Here is a 15,829-nt window from a genome sequence, read left to right as displayed (position 1 = left end):
AAAACGAGAGTGAGAACCGCTAGATGAAGTACATGACCACTGCGGAAATCCGCGAGAAGTATCTTCAGTTCTTCGAAGAAAAGGGCTGCAAGCGCATGCCGTCCTCGTCGCTGATTCCCGACGACCCGAGCCTTCTGCTCACCAGCGCCGGCATGGTGCAGTTCAAGCCCTACTTCCTGCATGTCAAGGAGTTCGACCCGGCATACATCGGTTCGACCACCGTGCAGAAGTGCGTGCGCACCAACGACATCGATATCATCGGCACCACGGGCCGTCATCTGAGCTTCTTCGAGATGCTGGGCAACTTCAGCTTCGGCAAGTACTTCAAGGACGAGATGTGCGCCTGGGCCTATGAGTTCGCCACCGAGGTCCTCGAGCTTCCCAAGGAAAAGCTCTACTTCACCGTGTTCGAAGACGACGACGAGACGATCGAGATCTGGAAGAACCTCGGCGTTTCCGAGGACCACATCTCCCGTCTGGGCGAGGACGACAACTTCTGGCGCGCCGGCCCCACCGGCCCCTGCGGCCCCTGCTCCGAGATCTATTTCGACCAGGGTCCCGACTTCGGTTGCGGCAGCCCCGACTGTGCTCCCGGCTGCGACTGCGACCGCTTCCTCGAGTTCTGGAACTGCGTCTTCACGCAGTATGACGGCCAGGAAGACGGCACCCTGGCCCCGCTTCCCACGAAAAACATCGATACCGGCATGGGTCTCGAGCGCATGGCCGCCATCATGCAGGGCGTGCAGTCCAACTACGAGACCGACGTCATGCGCGACCTCATCGGCGTGGGCGAGCGTCTGAGCGGCAAAGAGTATAAAAACGACGCCGCAGACGACCTGTCCCTGCGCATCGTGGCCGACCATAGCCGCAGCGTCACCTTCATGATCGCCGACGGCATCCTGCCCTCCAACGAAGGCCGCGGCTACGTGCTGCGCCGCCTGCTGCGCCGCGCCGTCATGCACGGCCATAAGCTCGGCATCGAGGGCGCCTTCCTGACCAACTACGTGGATGCCATCGTGCGCCTCATGGGCCACGTGTATCCCGAAATCGTCGACAACCGCGAGCTCGTCGAGCGCGTCATCCTTTCCGAGGAAGAGCGCTTCGGCGTCACGCTGCGCCAGGGCCAGGCGTATCTGGCCGACGCGCTGGAGAAGCTCGAGGGCGCGGTGCTCGATGGCGCCACCGCCTTCACGCTGCATGACACCTACGGCTTCCCGGTCGAAATCACCGAGGAAATCTGCGCCGATGCCGGCATCACGGTCGACAAAGAGGGCTTCGAGAAGTGCATGGACGAGCAGCGCGAGCGCGCCCGCGCCGCCACCAAGGACGACGCCGAGGCCGCTTGGAGCACCTACGGCGGCATCCATGACGACCTGCTCAAAGAGCTGGGCGCCACCGGCTTCGTGGGTTACGACCGCCTGACCGCCACCGCCGAGGTGAAGGCCATCGTCAAAGACGGCGAGCGCGTCGAGGCGCTTCAGCAGGGCGAAGAGGGCGAAGTCGTTCTGAGCCTCACTCCGTTCTACGCCGAAATGGGTGGCGAAGTGGGCGACACCGGCACGATCGAGGCCGAAGGCGTCAAGCTCGAGGTCGTCGACACCAAGGCTCCCGCGAAGGGTCTGGTCTGCCATGCGGTCAAGGTCGCCGAAGGCGCCGTGCGCGTGGGCGATACCGTGCGCGCCGTGGTCGACGAGCTGCGCCGCAAGCGCATCACCCGCAACCACACCTGCACGCATCTTCTGCATGCCGCGCTTCGCCAGGTTCTCGGCGAGCACGTCAAGCAGGCCGGCAGCTACGTCGGCCCCGACCGTCTGCGCTTCGACTTCACGCATTTCGAAGGCATGACGGCCGAGCAGATCGCCGAGGTCGAGCGCGTGGCCAACGAGGTCATCATGCGCGCCGTCCCCATGGCTATCTACGAGACCTCGCTCGACGCCGCCCGCGAATCGGGCGTCACCGCGCTGTTCGGCGAGAAGTACGGCGACACCGTGCGCGTCGTCGAGGCCGGCGAGTTCTCCCGCGAGCTGTGCGGCGGCTGCCATGTGGCCAACACCGCTGAAATCGGCTTCGTGAAGATCGTCTCCGAGTCAAGCGTCGGCGCCAACCTGCGCCGTATCGAGGCCGTCACCAGCTTCGACGCCCTCGAATATATGAACAAGATCGAGAACGAGCTCAAAGAGGCCGCGGCCGAGCTGAAGGTTCCGATGTTCGATGTGTCCGAGCGCACGGCGGCCAACATCCGCACCATCAAGGAGCAGGAGGCCGAGCAGAAGCGCGCCAAGAAGGCGGCTGCCGAAGGCAACGTGGCCGAGCACATCAAGGCCATGGTCGACGTGGGATACCCGCTGGTCATCGCCCGCATCGACGGTCTTGATTCCGGCGCCTTGCGCAATGCGTGGGATATCCTGCGCTCTCGCATGCCGAAGCCCGGCGCCTGCGTGATCGGCACCGTCAACGACGACAAGCCCGTCATCATGGCGGCAGGCACCGACGAAGCGGTGGCTGCAGGCTTCAACGCCGGCGCGTTGATCAAGTCGATCGCCGGCAACATCAAGGGCGGCGGCGGCGGAAAGCCCACCATGGCCCAGGCCGGCGGCAAGGACGCATCCGGCATGGACGCCGCTCTGGACGCCGCTCGCAAGGAGCTCGGCGCATAAAGGCGGCTTTCGAGCACCATTCGCCCGGACGCTTTCGTCTTCGCTTGAAACATGACGTGTCCGATGGGCCTGCGTTTGCGCGGGCCCATCTTCTTGAAACGGAGGAATCCCATGAGAACGCTCGCGCTCGACATCGGCGAGGTGCGTATCGGCCTCGCCGTCAGCGACGCGCAGGGCAGGGTGGCCACCCCCTTGAAGGTTCTGCCCGCCAAAGACGTGCTCGCCGACGGCGCGGAATTCCGTCGTATCGTCGAGGATTGGGAAATAGAATGCCTGGTCTGCGGTCTTCCGTTCACCCTTGCGGGCGAAGAGGGCCCGCAGGCGGCATCCATCAAGGAGAAAGCCGAACGCATCGCCAAGGCCAGGGCGCTGCCGCTTTATTTCGCCGACGAGCGTATGAGTTCGCGCGAAGCGAAACGCATTTTGCGTGAAGAGGGTTTGGACGAGCGCGCCATGCGGGGTAAAGTAGACATGATTGCTGCGAGCCTATTCTTGCAGTCGTGGCTCGACGCCCGCAACGGTAGCGAGTCTTGAGCAGGCGCAGCTTTCCTGCGCCCGAACAGGTAAGGAACATCAATGCCTCGTAAGCAGATTACGTACAGCTCCCACCCCAATCATCGAGCCCGCATGGTTCATGCCCAGGGCGAGCGTCAGTTCAGGACGTACGACACGTCCCACATCCGTCCCCGTAAAAGCAAGGCGCCTTTCGTGGTGGCGATCGTTCTTGCCGCCGTCGTGGTGGTCGGCTTGGCTGCGGTCGTTATCAATATGACCAAAGGATGCTCGGCCGACACCGAATCGATCGGCGTCGAACAGGTCGTGTCCTCCGACGTGCGCGCTGTGGTTCCCGAAGGCTCTTCGGCGGCCGACGTGGCCGCTGCGCTCGTGGCTGCGGGCGTCGTGCCGAACGCGGACGATTTCTTGGCCCGCGCCAAGACGCTCGAGATGGACGGCATGTTCCAGGCGGGCACGTACAACTTCACCGCAGGCATGACCCTCGACGATGTGATCAAAGCCGTCGCTTCGGGCGATTTGGGCACCACCGCGCTCACCATTCCCGAGGGCTATAAGCTTTCCGATATCGCCGCCGCGGTCGAAAAGGCCACGCAGGGCCGCGTGAGCGCCGCCGACTTCACGTCCGCCGCCTCCGATGCCAAGGCCTATGCCGCCGACTTCTCGTTCTTGGCAAGCGCTCCCGACGGCGTCTCGCTGGAAGGCTTCCTCTTCCCGAAGACCTATGACTTGGGAAGCGATGCCACGGCCGATTCGATCATCCGCATGATGCTCACGCAGTTCGGCAACGAGACCGCGTCGCTTGACTGGTCCTACGCCGAAAGCCGCGGCCTGAGCGTTTACGACGCCGTGACGCTTGCTTCGATCGTCGAGAAGGAATCCACCGGCGACGAAGAAATCCGCTCGCAGGTCGCCGAAGTGTTCTACAACCGTCTGAGCTCGCGCAATACCGAGACCAACGGCTTTTTGCAGTCCGACGCCACCACGGCCTACGAAGTGGGTCACGATCCCAGCGCCGCCGAAGTGCAGGCGGACACGCCGTACAGCACCTATGCCAACCCGGGCCTGCCGCCCACGCCGATCTGCTCGCCGAGCATCGACTGCCTGCAGGCCGTGTGCGCTCCGTCGTCCGACTACGGCGATTACTACTACTTCATCTTCTGGACCAATGATGCCAACCAGGTCGAATATGCGTTCAGCAAAACCTACGAAGAGCATCAGAAGGCCATCGCCGAGCATCTGTAAGGACCAGTATGCCCTTCTTCAAGCCTGACCGATTCCTCACGCGCGTCACCGCCCTCGACCCCGTCTCCGACATCAAGGAGGCGGGGTTTGCCCATGTTTTCCTCGATTTGGACAACACGCTTCTGACGCGCGACACCCACGAGGTTCCCGCCGATATCAAGGGCTGGCTCGAACGCTTGAAGGAAGCGGGCGTCGCCCCTTGCATCCTCACCAACAACTGGCACCACGGCGCCCATGAATGGGCCGAACGTCTCGGCCTGCCGATCGTCTCGCATGCGGTCAAGCCGCTGCCGTTCGCGTATTTCACGGCTATGAAGAAGGTAGGGGCGCGTCGCCGCTCCACGCTGTGCATCGGCGACCAGCTGATCACCGACGTCTGGGGCGCGCATGCCATGGGTATGCGCGTCGTCATGGTGAAGCCGTTGGTCGAAGCCGACCTCAAGCACACTCTTATGCTGCGCCATGTGGAGAAACTGTTCATGAAAGACGTTCGTCCCGAACGTTAGGCGCAACTTCTCGCGCACGGAATCGCCGGCGATTCCCGCATGCTACAATCGGTGCGAAAAATACGAGCACGTTGGGAGCATGATGCACTACGAAATAGCCGGAGATCCGCAAAGCGCCACGCTGGCCGCCATCGTCAAAGGCGTTCCTGCGGGCCTGCATGTGCATGAAGATGCCGTCGACGTCGATGTGGCGCGATGGGCCCGCGCGAACGGCCGCACCGACGAAACGCCGTCCGTCGCCGTGCTTTCGGGCTTGAAAGACGGCTGCACCACGGGCGCGCCTATTTTGCTTGCCCTCGCCAACGGCGCCTATGCCGAGCGTATGGAGGGACGCTTCGCGCCGCGCAGCGTCGCCTGCCCGGGAAGCGCCGAGGCTGCGGGTTCCCAGAAATACGGCATCGACGACCTGTCCGTGATCGACGCGCGCTGCGATGCGCGCCTCGACGCCATGCGCGTCGCGGCTTCGGGCATCGTGCGCGAATTTCTGGCCGAGCTCGACGTGGACATTCTTTCATGCGTTACGCGCATCGGCCACGCGAGCCTGCGCTCCAATCCGTTCGACGCCCCCGTTCCTCCGTCGGTTCTCGATATCGAATCGTCCAGCTGCCGCTGTCCTTCGCCGCAGACCACGGCTTCCATGGAAATAGAGATAGCACGCGCCCAGGTGCAGGGCCGCACGCTTCCGGGCGAATTCCGCCTTGGCGTTTTCGGCTTGGTGCCGGGCCTTGGCGAGCTTCGGCGTTCGGGTGCGGGCCTGGCGGGACGTCTTGCCGCCGCCGCGTTTTCGATAGACGGCGTGACGGGTATCGAATTCGGCGCCGAAAGCCGCGCCCTTCAAGACGGACTGGCCGCTCACGACACGCCTGTCGCAGCGCCCGGGGAAGGTCTTGCGCGCGCCGCCAACAAGGCGGGAGGCATCGAAGGCGGCCTGTCCACGGGCATGCCGCTCACGGCGCGCGTCAGCGTGACGGCGGGCGAGCGCATCGGCTGCAACGTCGCGTCCCTCGACGTGGCCGCGCTTCAGCCGGCGCCTTACATTCCCACGTCGTTTTCATGCTGCGATATTCCCGCGAAGGCGGTCGTCGCCGAATCGGAGGCTGCATTCGTGCTGGCCGATGCCTATCTGCAGAAGTTCGGCGGCGATTCCATGGACGACATTCACGATGCCGTGGCGGCGTATCGCCGCAGGCTCGCGATGGCGCGGTGAGCGTCATGGCCGTCCTGACCGAAAACGTTTTCCTCGTCGGCTTCATGGGGGTGGGAAAGACCACCGTCGCGCGCAGGCTCGCGCGTGACCTGGGCGTCGCTTCGATTGATGTGGACGCCTACTTGCATCGCAAGCACGGCAAGGACGCCAACCAGCTGTTCAAGCAGCGCGGTGAAAAAGGCCTGCGACGCCTTGAGGCGGTCGCGCTCGCGGAGTGCAGCGCCATGGGCCCTGCGGTCGTTTCGTGCGGCGAAGGCATCGTGGCCCTTCCGCGCAACCGCAAGCTTATTGCCGAGCAGGGTTTCGCTGTGCTGTTGGAGTCTTCCAAGGAAGGCTCGCTGGCGCGCGTGCGCAGCTTGAGGACGCGCCCGCTTCTGGCGCACGGCTGCGACACCGATAAGCTGTGGTGCGAGCGCAAGCCGCTCTACGACGAAGTGGCCCGCGCCCATATCGACGTGCAGGGTAAAAGCACGGCCGAAGTGGCCGCCGAAGTGACCGCCGTCTTGAAGAAGGCCGGAATCTACCGGCCCTAGATGCGGGTCGTCCGCCGCGCTCGGCCATAAACCGTGCGCGGCTTTTTCATGCCGCCCGCAGGGTCGCATGCCTGATAAACCGAGAAAGGAAGCGCGTTATGGAAAACCGTCTGCGCCGCATGCGTGCGGCCATGGCCGATTCGGGCATCGAATCGTTTTTCTGCACCGACCTGTCCAATGTGAAATGGCTCACGGGCTTCGAAGGCGTGTTCGACGACGAGCCCGCCCACACGCTGTTCGTGTCGGCCGACGAGGCCGCCATGCATACCGATTCGCGCTACGACCAGGCCGCCTGCAACGCGGCCGCGGGCACGCCGTGGCAGGTCGACGCATCGGGCGGATCGCATGCGGCCTGGGTCGCCGCCCGCGTCGCCTGCCGCTCGCTCGCCATCGAGGACTCCATGACGCTTGCCGCCTACCGCTCGTTGACGACGGCGCTTGACGCTGCTCGCGCCAGCGGCCCGTCCGTCGAGGCCCCGCGCGAGACGGGCGATTTCGTGCGCCGCCTGCGAGCGGTGAAAGACGCCGCCGAAATAGACGCCATGCGCGCCGCCCAGACGATCACCGATGCCGCGTTCGAGCACATCGCGGGCTTCATGCGCATAGGCATGACCGAGCGCGAGGTGCAGCTCGAGCTGGAAGAGACCATGCGTCGCATGGGCGCCGATGAACTGGCGTTTTCTTCGATCGTGGCGTCGGGCGCGAACGGAGCCGCACCGCATAGCATCCCAGGCGAAAAGCGCCTCGAGGAAGGCGATATGGTGGTGCTCGATTTCGGCGCGCGTAAAAACGGCTATTGCTCCGATATGACGCGCACCGTGTGCATGGGTCGCGCTACGGACGAGGCGCGGCGGGTGTTCGCCGCCGTGCGCGCCGCCAACGAGGCGGTCGAGGCCATGCTGCGTCCGGGCGTCACGGGCGCGCAGGCCCACGAGCTGGCCGAACAGGTGCTCGCCCGCGAAGGCTTCGCCGGCAAGATGGGGCACGGCCTGGGTCACGGCGTGGGAATCGACATCCACGAGCTGCCCAACCTTTCGCCGCGCAACCTGACGCCGCTCGAGGCGGGCAACGTGGTCACCGTGGAGCCAGGCGTGTATCTGGGCGGCGTTCTGGGCTGCCGTTTGGAAGATTTCGGCGTGATAACCGAAGACGGTTTCGAGGTTTTCACAAAATCGACCCATGAACTGGTTATAATATAGCGGCATTTTTTCCGGATGCGGCGCAGCGCCGCCGTATCCCCCGTATGCGGGGCGTATCGCCTCTGTATACAGGCAGGGCCGTGCCGCGGCCATGCGCCGCTTCGCGCGGCGGGCATGCGGCAATGTGCGCGGGCGGCTTCGCCGCGGCGTGCCGACGCAGGCGCTGCCGACCGATAGAAGGAAATGGACCTGCGGGTTCGAACATACAGAAGGAGTGGTCAATGGCAATCTCTACCGCCGATTTCAAGAACGGCATGTGCATCATGTACAACAACAAGATGTGCACCATCATCGAGTTCCAGCACGTCAAGCCCGGCAAGGGCGGCGCGTTCGTCCGCATGAAGCTGCGCGACATCAAGACCGGCCGCGTGCTTTCCGACACCGTGAACGCGGGCGTGAAGTTCGATACCGTTCGCCTCGAGCAGCGCGAGATGACCTATCTCTACAACGACGGCTCCGACTTCTACTTCATGGACCCCAACAGCTACGAGCAGTTCTCCCTGCCCGTCGACCACGTGGGCGACACCGCTCAGTGGCTTAAAGAGAACGATCCCGTCACCCTCGAGTACGCTGACGGCGAGCTGATCGGCTGCGAGCCCCAGATGTTCGTCGAGCTCGAGGTCACCGAGACCGACCCCGGCTTCAAGGGCGACACCGTCCAGGGCGGCTCCAAGCCCGCTACCCTCGAGACCGGCGCCGAGGTGAAGGTCCCCATGTTCGTCAACGTGGGCGATGTCCTGCAGATCGATACCCGAGACGGCCGTTTCGTCAAGCGCGTGTAGTAACGATCGGCGACTCCGCTTCATTGTGAACACGAATCAGGAAACGTAACGCCGCCGGCGCGCGTTTCCCGCGTTTCGAATCATCGCGATGCCCGCTGTCATGCGGGCATCGCTGCGTTTGCGGCACGAAGGCGGCTTCGAAGCCGCAGTGCCGTCCGTTCGGGGCGCGGTCAACACGCCGCTTGCTGCAAGATATGCGCGGCGGATGTCCGAGAAGGGAAGACGTATGGAATACATAGACGATCTTGCGCGTATCGCGTCCGCCGTGCGCGTGGCTTGCGCCGCCGTGGTGGACGATGCCGGTTTGCCTGCGACCTGCTCGGTCGAGATGGCGGGCGCCGACGGCGACGGGGTATATGTGCTGGTCGATCGCGACGACGAATGCTATAAGCTGCTTGCGTCTCGCAAATCCATGGCGCTTACGGGCATCGAGGGCGCCCTCGATGCCGAAGGCGCTTCGCTCTCGTTGCGAGGCCGTATCGAAGAGGCTGCGGTCGAGGCCGTCTTGGCTTTCGCCGACGCGCCCGACGCAGGCGCCGTCTTGCGTGCCTTGGGTTGCCGAGACATCGCCGCGTTTCGTCTGTATCAGGCCTCGGGCGAGCTGGTCGAGCGCCGCGACGGCCAGGCGCGTCGCATGCCCGTGCGTTTCGGCGAAGAGCGTATGAACGCGGGCGTGAAGGCGCGCTCCTATATCGTCACCGACGAATGCGACGGCTGTCGCGCCTGTGTGTCGAAATGCGCCGAGGGCTGCATCGACGTGAGCATGGTGCCCGCCGTGATCGACCAGGACCGCTGCACGCGCTGCGGCAACTGCGCCACCGCGTGCTTCCAGGAGGCCATCATCGTCGTGAAATAGCGGCGTCGCAAACCTTCGGCCGATGGCGGTTTCGGCTTGGCTGCGCAGGCGGCTCTTCTCCTGAAAGGACGGCGTTTTCGGCAACGATCGGGAAACGCTTGTCCCTCGCGGCCCCGCATGCCGAAAGGCATCTCGACAATGGATGGGGCGAACGATACACTGCTTTAGTGCATCAGAGTGACTCCTGACCGAAACGGCGGCGCGTTCGCCGTTTCGTATCTCTATAATGCAAAGACGGTAAGACATACGCGCTTCGACAGAGGCGCTTCGAAGATGGAGAGGTGAAGCATGCCAGGTTTGCAACTGATGGATACCACTATCCGTGACGGTCAGCAAAGCCTGTGGGCCACCCGCATGCAGCTCGGCGACATGCTGCCCATTCTGCCCAAGATGGACAAGGTGGGTTATTGGGCGGTCGAGGCCTGGGGCGGTGCGACGTTCGATACGTGCCTGAGGTTCTTGGACGAGAACCCTTGGGAGCGCCTGCGCTCGATCAAGGCCCACATGCCCAACACCGATCTGGCCATGCTCTCGCGCGGTCAGAACCTGGTGGGCTACAAGCACTACTCGAAAGATATCGTGAACCGCTTCATCGCCTGCGCGAAGAAGAACGGCATCCAGGTGTTCCGCGTGTTCGACGCGCTCAACGATATCCGCAACGTGGTCGACAACGCCGAGGCCATCAAGGCCTGCGGCGGCTGGTTCGAGGGTGCCATCTCCTACACCGTGTCGCCCGTGCACACGCTCGACGGCTATCTGGAATACGGCCAGAAGCTCAAAGACCTCGGCGCCGACTCCATCGCCATCAAGGACATGGCGGGCATGCTCACGCCGTATCGCACCGAGCGCCTGGTGAAGGCGTTCAACGCCGAAATCGGCCTGCCGGTGCACGTGCACTGCCACTACGTCGGCGGCATGGCCCCCATGAACATCATCAAGGCCGCCGAAGCCGGCGCCGCCATCGCGGACACCGCGAGCGCTCCGCTTTCCTTCGGCAACAGCCATCCTGCGGTCGAGACGATCGTCGCCGCCCTGCAGGAAAGCCGCTACGACACCGGCTACGACCTCGACCTGCTGTTCGAAATCGCCGATTACTGGGAGGAAGTGCGCAAGCGCGGCCACTACAAGCGCGGCGTGTCTTCGCTCACCCACATGAAGGTGTATTCGCACCAGGTTCCGGGCGGCATGATGAGCAACCTCATCTCGCAGCTCGAAATTCAGAACGCAACCGACCGCCTGGACGAGGTCATGCACGAGATTCCGCGCGTGCGCGCCGAGGTGGGCTATCCGCCGCTGGTCACCCCCATGAGCCAGATCGTGGGTACCCAGGCCGTGTTCAACGTGCTCACGGGCTCGCGCTGGAGCGTGGTGTCCAAGGAGATGAAGGACTACCTGTGCGGCTTCTACGGCAAGGCACCCGGCCCCATCTCTCCCGAAATCTACAAAAAGGTCGTCGGCAACGCCGAGGTCCTGCCGCCCGACGTGGCTCCCTCGTCGTTGGCAACCACCACCTACGATCAGGTCGAGGCCGAAATCGGCGATCTGGCCACGTCCGAAGAAGACGTGCTCATGTACGCCCTGTTCCCCAACGAGGCGCGCACTTTCCTTTCCAAGCACCGCGCCACCGAGCAAGTTGATTTCCTGCTGGAACGCGAGTCCAGCCAGACCAAGGAGGACGATTACGTGGACATCAATCAGATTCGCGAGCTGGTGAAGGTCGTCGAAGAATCCGGCGTCGGAGAAATCACCGTCGAAGAAGAGGGCATGCGCATCAGCGTCCGCATGCCGGGCTCCGCTCCCGTTGCCGCCGCCGCTCCCGCAGTCGCAGCAGTCGCTCCTGCCGCCGCCGCTCCGGCCGCGGCCCCCGCAGCAGCCGCCCCCGCGCGTCCGGCCGACTGGATCGAAGTCGCCGCTCCCATGGTGGGCACCTTCTACGCCGCCCCCGCCCCGGGCGAGCCCGCGTTCGTCAAGGTGGGCGACGAAGTGGCCGCCGGCGAAACGCTGTGCATCGTCGAGGCCATGAAGCTTATGAATGAAATCGCCGCGCCCCAGATGGGCACGGTGCGCGAGGTCTGTCTTGACGACGCCACCGCCGTCGAGTTCGGCACCCCGCTGTTCTACATCGAGCCGCACGGCGCAGCCGATGCGGGCGAGGGGGAATAAGGCGTGTTTAGCAAGATTCTCGTCGCCAATCGCGGAGAGGTGGCGCTGCGTATCATGCGCGCCGCCCGCGAGCTTGGCGTGAAAACGGTCGCGGTGTATTCCACGGCCGACAAAGACACTCTGCCTGTGGCCTATGCCGACGAGGCCGTGTGCATCGGTCCCGCTCCTGCGGGCAAGTCGTACCTGGTGATGTCCAACATCATCGCCGCCGCGGTCACCACGGGCTGCGAAGCCGTGCATCCCGGCTACGGCTTTTTGGCCGAGAACGCCGATTTCGCGCGCGCTTGCGCCGATAACGGCCTCGTGTTCATCGGCCCTGCTCCCGAGTGCATCGAGCGCATGGGCAACAAGGCCGCCGCGCGCGAGACCATGACGGCCTGCGGCGTTCCCACGGTTCCCGGCTCCGACGGCGTGGTCGAGCGCGTCGAAGACGCCCGCGCCTTCGCCGACGAGGTGGGCTATCCCGTGCTGATCAAGGCTTCCGCCGGCGGCGGCGGCAAGGGCATGCGCGAAGTGCATGACCCCGCCGACCTGGAAAGCGCCTATACGGCCGCCAAGGCCGAGGCCGCCGCGGCATTCGGCAACGACGACGTGTACCTGGAGAAGCTCGTGCTTCGCCCGCGTCACATCGAAATCCAGGTTCTGGCCGACGATTTCGGCAACCACGTGGCCCTGTGCGAGCGCGACTGCTCCATCCAGCGCCGCCACCAGAAGCTGCTCGAAGAGGCTCCCTCTCCGGCGCTCGACGACGAGCTGCGCGCCGCCATGGGCGAAGCCGCCGTCAAAGCCGTCGAGGCCGTCGACTACCGCAACGCCGGCACCATCGAGTTCCTGCTCGATGAAAGCGGCAAGTTCTATTTCATGGAAATGAACACCCGCGTGCAGGTCGAGCATCCGGTCACCGAACAGATCACCGGCACCGACATCATCAAAGAGCAGCTGCGCATCGCTTCGGGCGAGCCTATGAGCTGCGCCGATCGTGCCCCGTTCTCTCCGAACGGCCACGCGATCGAGTTCCGCATCAATGCGGAAGACCCGGCGAACGGCTTCCGTCCGTGCCCTGGAACCATCACGCGCTTCGACGTGCCGGGCGGCCCGGGCATCCGCGTGGAATCTTACGTGTCGGCGGGTTCGGTCATCTCTCCGTTCTACGACTCCATGGTGGCCAAGCTCATCGTATGGGGCCAAGATCGCGACGAGGCGCTGGCGCGCGGCAGGCGTGCGCTCGATGAGTTCAAGATCGAAGGCATCGCCACCACCATTCCGTTCCATAAGCGCGTGCTTGATGCGGAAATCTTCCAGCGCGGCGAAGCCCGCACCGACTTCTTGGAAGTGGCGTTCGGCGAAGAGTAGGTTCGCCTGCGTGTCTTTATACTGTTCAGCGGCATAAGAAAACGGCCGGTTCGGATGAAAGCGAGCGATCGCGATCGTCCGAACCGGCCGTTCGTCGTTGGGGGCCGTTTGTTTCGGGCGCTAGTCGTCTTCTCGCGCCTTGACCGGCGCGGCGGCGGGGATATCGCCTACGGTGGGTATGCGCCATGCCATGAGCCATAGCAGAAACACCGCCACAGCTCCCAGAATCGCCCATACCGCGGGGTTGGGGGCAAGAATGGCGCTCAGTCCCATTACGGTGAAGGAAACGCCCAGAATGTGCAGCTTGCGCTTGAACGGAATGCCGCCCTGTTCTTTGAACGGCGCCACGTACGAGCGGTACATGCGGGTTTTGCGGATCCACGCATGGCAGCGTGGCGAGCTTTTCGCGAACAGGAACGTGGCAAGCAGCACGAGGGGCGTGGTGGGAAGTACGGGTATCACCATGCCGACGAATCCGACGGCGCAGCATATCCAGGCGCAAGCAAGCAGAACGGGTCGTTTCATGGGCGCTCCTTCGAAGGCGTATCGAGCGGTGGGCGACGTCGTTTGTCTGTGAAAACCAAGTCATGATAGCAAAAAAGTTTTCCATGGTTAACCATTATTCGAGCAAACCTTGGAAACCGTTCGCATTGCAGCGAAAACCTCTGCCGAACAAGCGCGCTTGTGCCATAATGGAGCGAACAACAGTTCGTATTCGTTCTCTTTCGAATGCAGGTTCGCATTGCGAGGTGTGCCATGCTCGATGAACTTCATGTCCAAAACGTCGCGCTGATCCGCGATGCGTCGTTTTGCCCGGCGGCCGGCTTGACGGTGGTCACGGGCGAATCGGGCTCGGGTAAGACGGCCCTTCTGTCGGCTATCAAGCTGCTGGTGGGCGAACGCGCCGATGCGGCCACGGTGCGCGAAGGCGCGGCGTCGGCCGTGGTGGAGGGGCGCGTGTTTTTGAATGACGATACGCCTGACGGCCATGTGGCGGTGCGCAAGGTAAGCGCCGACGGCCGTAGCCGTGCGACGCTCGACGGGTCTATGGCAACGGTGAAGCAGCTCGCGGCGCTGGTGGGCGGAACGGTCGATCTGTGCGGCCAGCACGAGCAGCAGAGGTTGTTGAAGCCTGCCAACCATATGGGCATGCTGGACGCTTGGGCGGGCGAGGAAGTCTCCGTCGCCAAAGCGGCGTACGAGGCGGCGTTCGCCGACGCTCAGGAGGCCCGCCGCGCATTGGAAGCGGTGCGGGAGGCATGCCGAGCCAATTCGGCCCAGCTTGAGGAAGCCCGCTTTACTTTACAGCGTATAGACGAAGTAAATCCCACGTCAGAGGAATATGAGGAAATCATCACCGAACTGCCGCGCGTCGAGAACGCCGAGTCGTTGGCGCAGGCCGGCGATGCCGCATACTACGGTCTTGCGGGCGAACGCGGCGCCATCGCGGCGCTGAACGAAGCGCTCATGCAGTTGGAAAGCATGCGCGCGATGGATTCGTCGCTCGATGGCCTGTGCGCAGCTTTGACCGATGCGTCCTACATCGTCGAAGACGCCGCGCGCGACGTACGCGCCTATCGCGATTCGATCGACCGAGACTCTGCGGCTCTCGAGCGCCTGCAGGAACGCATGGGCGCCATGCAAGGGCTTATGCGCGCGTACGGCCCGCGTATGCAGGACGTGCTGGAACGCCGCGCCAAGGCCGCCGACCTGGTTTCGTCGGTCGACGATGCCGACCGCAGGATCGAAGAGGCCGCGCGTGCGCTCGATCAGGCCGAGCATGCGCTTGCCCGAACGGCCGATGTGCTCGACCAGGCAAGGCGCGCGGCAGCGCCGCGCTTCGCGGAGCAAGTGAATGCGTATATGGCGCGCCTCGAAATGGGGTCGGCCGAGCTGTTGTGCGAATTCACGCCGCTCGATCGCGACAAGTGGACGCGCTGGGGTTCGTGCAAGATGGAGTTCTGCTACCGTGCGGCGGCGGGCATGACGCCGCGTCCGTTGGCGCGCATCGCCTCGGGCGGCGAGGTGAGCCGTGTCATGCTGGCAGTCAAGGCGTCGCTCGGTGCGGCCGACACGGGAGAGACCCTCGTGTTCGACGAAGTCGACGCGGGGGTGGGCGGCACGGCGGCGCTTTCGTTGGCCGAAGTTCTGGCCGATCTTGCCGCCACGCATCAGGTGATCGTGGTAACGCATCTGGCGCAGGTCGCCGTGCGCGCACAAACCCATTACATGGTGAGGAAGGTGTCCGTCGACGGCGCCTTGCCCGAAACGGAACTGCTTGCGCTCGAAGGGGAGGACCGCGTGCGCGAGGTTGCCCGTATGCTATCGGGCGATGCGGGCGATGCGTCGCTCGCCCATGCGCGCGACCTTATGGTTAAGGCGGGCGGCTGCGAAAAGGCGTAGGCGGCTTGCTGCGACTTCGGATGCAAGGGTGTGTAAAACGAAAAAGTCCTAAAAACGAATCGAGGCCCGGAGGGGAAGCCGGGCCTCACACAAGGAGGGGAATGGACGGCTCGAAGCCGTCTTGGCTGCTATTAAGCAGGTGATCTCGAAGGAGGGTGCCTTCGGAATTACAAGACTCAGTATACGCACCCGGTTTCGAGGAAATATGACGCGGCTATGGAGGTCTGATGGACTGGGTTACCGCTGGTCATCAATAGGGTCGCAAAGCGGAAAAGAATCGATGAAAGGCCCGATGAACCGCAGGTTTTTCCTATGGTTCGGCATAGACTGCGCAACTGGGCTCGATCGCGACGGGCGGTGGAATGCCCCTGAAAAAAGTCGAGGCCCGGAAGGGAAGCCGGGCCTCACACAA

13 protein-coding genes are annotated in these 15,829 nt (G+C 63.9%); 12 read left to right on the top strand and 1 reads right to left on the bottom strand.

What is annotated here, in order from left to right; all coding sequences use genetic code 11:
• The first annotated feature begins 23 nt into the window (after positions 1 to 23).
• The 11 genes from alaS to accC all read left to right on the top strand — a co-directional run bounded on the left by alaS (position 24) and on the right by accC (position 13,014).
• Positions 24 to 2,657 (top strand): alanine--tRNA ligase, encoded by a 2,634-nt coding sequence (gene alaS / locus Q6E04_RS00065; protein WP_303248804.1) that lies wholly within the window; start codon positions 24 to 26, stop codon positions 2,655 to 2,657.
• 111 nt (positions 2,658 to 2,768) lie between these two features.
• Positions 2,769 to 3,191, top strand: coding sequence for a Holliday junction resolvase RuvX (gene ruvX, locus Q6E04_RS00060; RefSeq protein ID WP_303248803.1), 423 nt, complete (start codon positions 2,769 to 2,771; stop codon positions 3,189 to 3,191).
• 42 nt (positions 3,192 to 3,233) lie between these two features.
• Positions 3,234 to 4,415, top strand: coding sequence for an endolytic transglycosylase MltG (gene mltG / locus Q6E04_RS00055; protein ID WP_303248802.1), 1,182 nt, complete (start codon positions 3,234 to 3,236; stop codon positions 4,413 to 4,415).
• A gap of 8 nt (positions 4,416 to 4,423) precedes the next feature.
• Positions 4,424 to 4,921, top strand: a complete 498-nt coding sequence (locus Q6E04_RS00050; protein WP_303248801.1) for a YqeG family HAD IIIA-type phosphatase — start codon at positions 4,424 to 4,426, stop codon at positions 4,919 to 4,921.
• A 79-nt stretch (positions 4,922 to 5,000) separates the two neighbouring features.
• Entirely contained in the window at positions 5,001 to 6,128 is a 1,128-nt protein-coding gene (locus Q6E04_RS00045; RefSeq protein WP_303248800.1) for a chorismate synthase, read from the top strand.
• Between the two features lie 5 nt (positions 6,129 to 6,133).
• On the top strand, positions 6,134 to 6,661 hold the full coding sequence (locus Q6E04_RS00040; RefSeq protein WP_303248934.1) for a shikimate kinase: 528 nt from the start codon (positions 6,134 to 6,136) through the stop codon (positions 6,659 to 6,661).
• Positions 6,662 to 6,759: 98 nt separating this feature from the next.
• Entirely contained in the window at positions 6,760 to 7,860 is a 1,101-nt protein-coding gene (locus tag Q6E04_RS00035) for a Xaa-Pro peptidase family protein (protein ID WP_303248799.1), read from the top strand.
• Positions 7,861 to 8,081: 221 nt separating this feature from the next.
• A complete protein-coding gene (gene efp, locus Q6E04_RS00030; protein ID WP_123197741.1) occupies positions 8,082 to 8,642 on the top strand; it encodes an elongation factor P in 561 nt (186 codons plus the stop codon).
• Between the two features lie 226 nt (positions 8,643 to 8,868).
• The gene (locus Q6E04_RS00025) at positions 8,869 to 9,498 is read left to right on the top strand and encodes a 4Fe-4S binding protein (RefSeq protein ID WP_303248798.1); all 630 of its coding nucleotides are present in this window, start codon (positions 8,869 to 8,871) and stop codon (positions 9,496 to 9,498) included.
• Between the two features lie 288 nt (positions 9,499 to 9,786).
• Positions 9,787 to 11,661 (top strand): acetyl-CoA carboxylase biotin carboxyl carrier protein, encoded by a 1,875-nt coding sequence (gene accB / locus Q6E04_RS00020; RefSeq protein ID WP_303248797.1) that lies wholly within the window; start codon positions 9,787 to 9,789, stop codon positions 11,659 to 11,661.
• A 3-nt stretch (positions 11,662 to 11,664) separates the two neighbouring features.
• Positions 11,665 to 13,014, top strand: coding sequence for an acetyl-CoA carboxylase biotin carboxylase subunit (accC, locus tag Q6E04_RS00015; RefSeq protein WP_123197738.1), 1,350 nt, complete (start codon positions 11,665 to 11,667; stop codon positions 13,012 to 13,014).
• Positions 13,015 to 13,134: 120 nt separating this feature from the next.
• Here accC and Q6E04_RS00010 read toward each other — a convergent pair whose 3' ends face one another.
• The gene (locus tag Q6E04_RS00010; RefSeq protein ID WP_303248796.1) at positions 13,135 to 13,539 is read right to left on the bottom strand and encodes a YbaN family protein; all 405 of its coding nucleotides are present in this window, start codon (positions 13,537 to 13,539) and stop codon (positions 13,135 to 13,137) included.
• A gap of 231 nt (positions 13,540 to 13,770) precedes the next feature.
• Between Q6E04_RS00010 and recN the strand changes: the two genes are divergently transcribed.
• Positions 13,771 to 15,417: a DNA repair protein RecN gene (recN, locus tag Q6E04_RS00005; protein ID WP_303248795.1), complete on the top strand. Its 1,647-nt coding sequence runs from the start codon at positions 13,771 to 13,773 to the stop codon at positions 15,415 to 15,417.
• Positions 15,418 to 15,829 lie beyond the last annotated feature (412 nt).

Origin of the sequence: uncultured Slackia sp., from assembly GCF_959608125.1 — a bacterium.
Taxonomy (GTDB): domain Bacteria; phylum Actinomycetota; class Coriobacteriia; order Coriobacteriales; family Eggerthellaceae; genus Slackia.
The sequence above is the reverse complement of the archived record's forward strand: the minus strand, read 5'-3'. Positions and strand labels throughout refer to the sequence as shown.

Excerpts from the sequence above, each read along its gene's own strand:
- alaS (WP_303248804.1), top strand. The coding sequence starts at position 24 with ATGAAGTACATGACCACTGCGGAAATCCGCGAGAAGTATCTTCAGTTC.
- Q6E04_RS00010 (WP_303248796.1), bottom strand. The coding sequence starts at position 13,539 with ATGAAACGACCCGTTCTGCTTGCTTGCGCCTGGATATGCTGCGCCGTC.
- accB (WP_303248797.1), top strand. The coding sequence starts at position 9,787 with ATGCCAGGTTTGCAACTGATGGATACCACTATCCGTGACGGTCAGCAA.
- mltG (WP_303248802.1), top strand. The coding sequence starts at position 3,234 with ATGCCTCGTAAGCAGATTACGTACAGCTCCCACCCCAATCATCGAGCC.
- efp (WP_123197741.1), top strand. The coding sequence starts at position 8,082 with ATGGCAATCTCTACCGCCGATTTCAAGAACGGCATGTGCATCATGTAC.
- Q6E04_RS00025 (WP_303248798.1), top strand. The coding sequence starts at position 8,869 with ATGGAATACATAGACGATCTTGCGCGTATCGCGTCCGCCGTGCGCGTG.
- ruvX (WP_303248803.1), top strand. The coding sequence starts at position 2,769 with ATGAGAACGCTCGCGCTCGACATCGGCGAGGTGCGTATCGGCCTCGCC.
- Q6E04_RS00045 (WP_303248800.1), top strand. The coding sequence starts at position 5,001 with ATGATGCACTACGAAATAGCCGGAGATCCGCAAAGCGCCACGCTGGCC.
- Q6E04_RS00035 (WP_303248799.1), top strand. The coding sequence starts at position 6,760 with ATGGAAAACCGTCTGCGCCGCATGCGTGCGGCCATGGCCGATTCGGGC.
- Q6E04_RS00040 (WP_303248934.1), top strand. The coding sequence starts at position 6,134 with ATGGCCGTCCTGACCGAAAACGTTTTCCTCGTCGGCTTCATGGGGGTG.
- recN (WP_303248795.1), top strand. The coding sequence starts at position 13,771 with ATGCTCGATGAACTTCATGTCCAAAACGTCGCGCTGATCCGCGATGCG.
- Q6E04_RS00050 (WP_303248801.1), top strand. The coding sequence starts at position 4,424 with ATGCCCTTCTTCAAGCCTGACCGATTCCTCACGCGCGTCACCGCCCTC.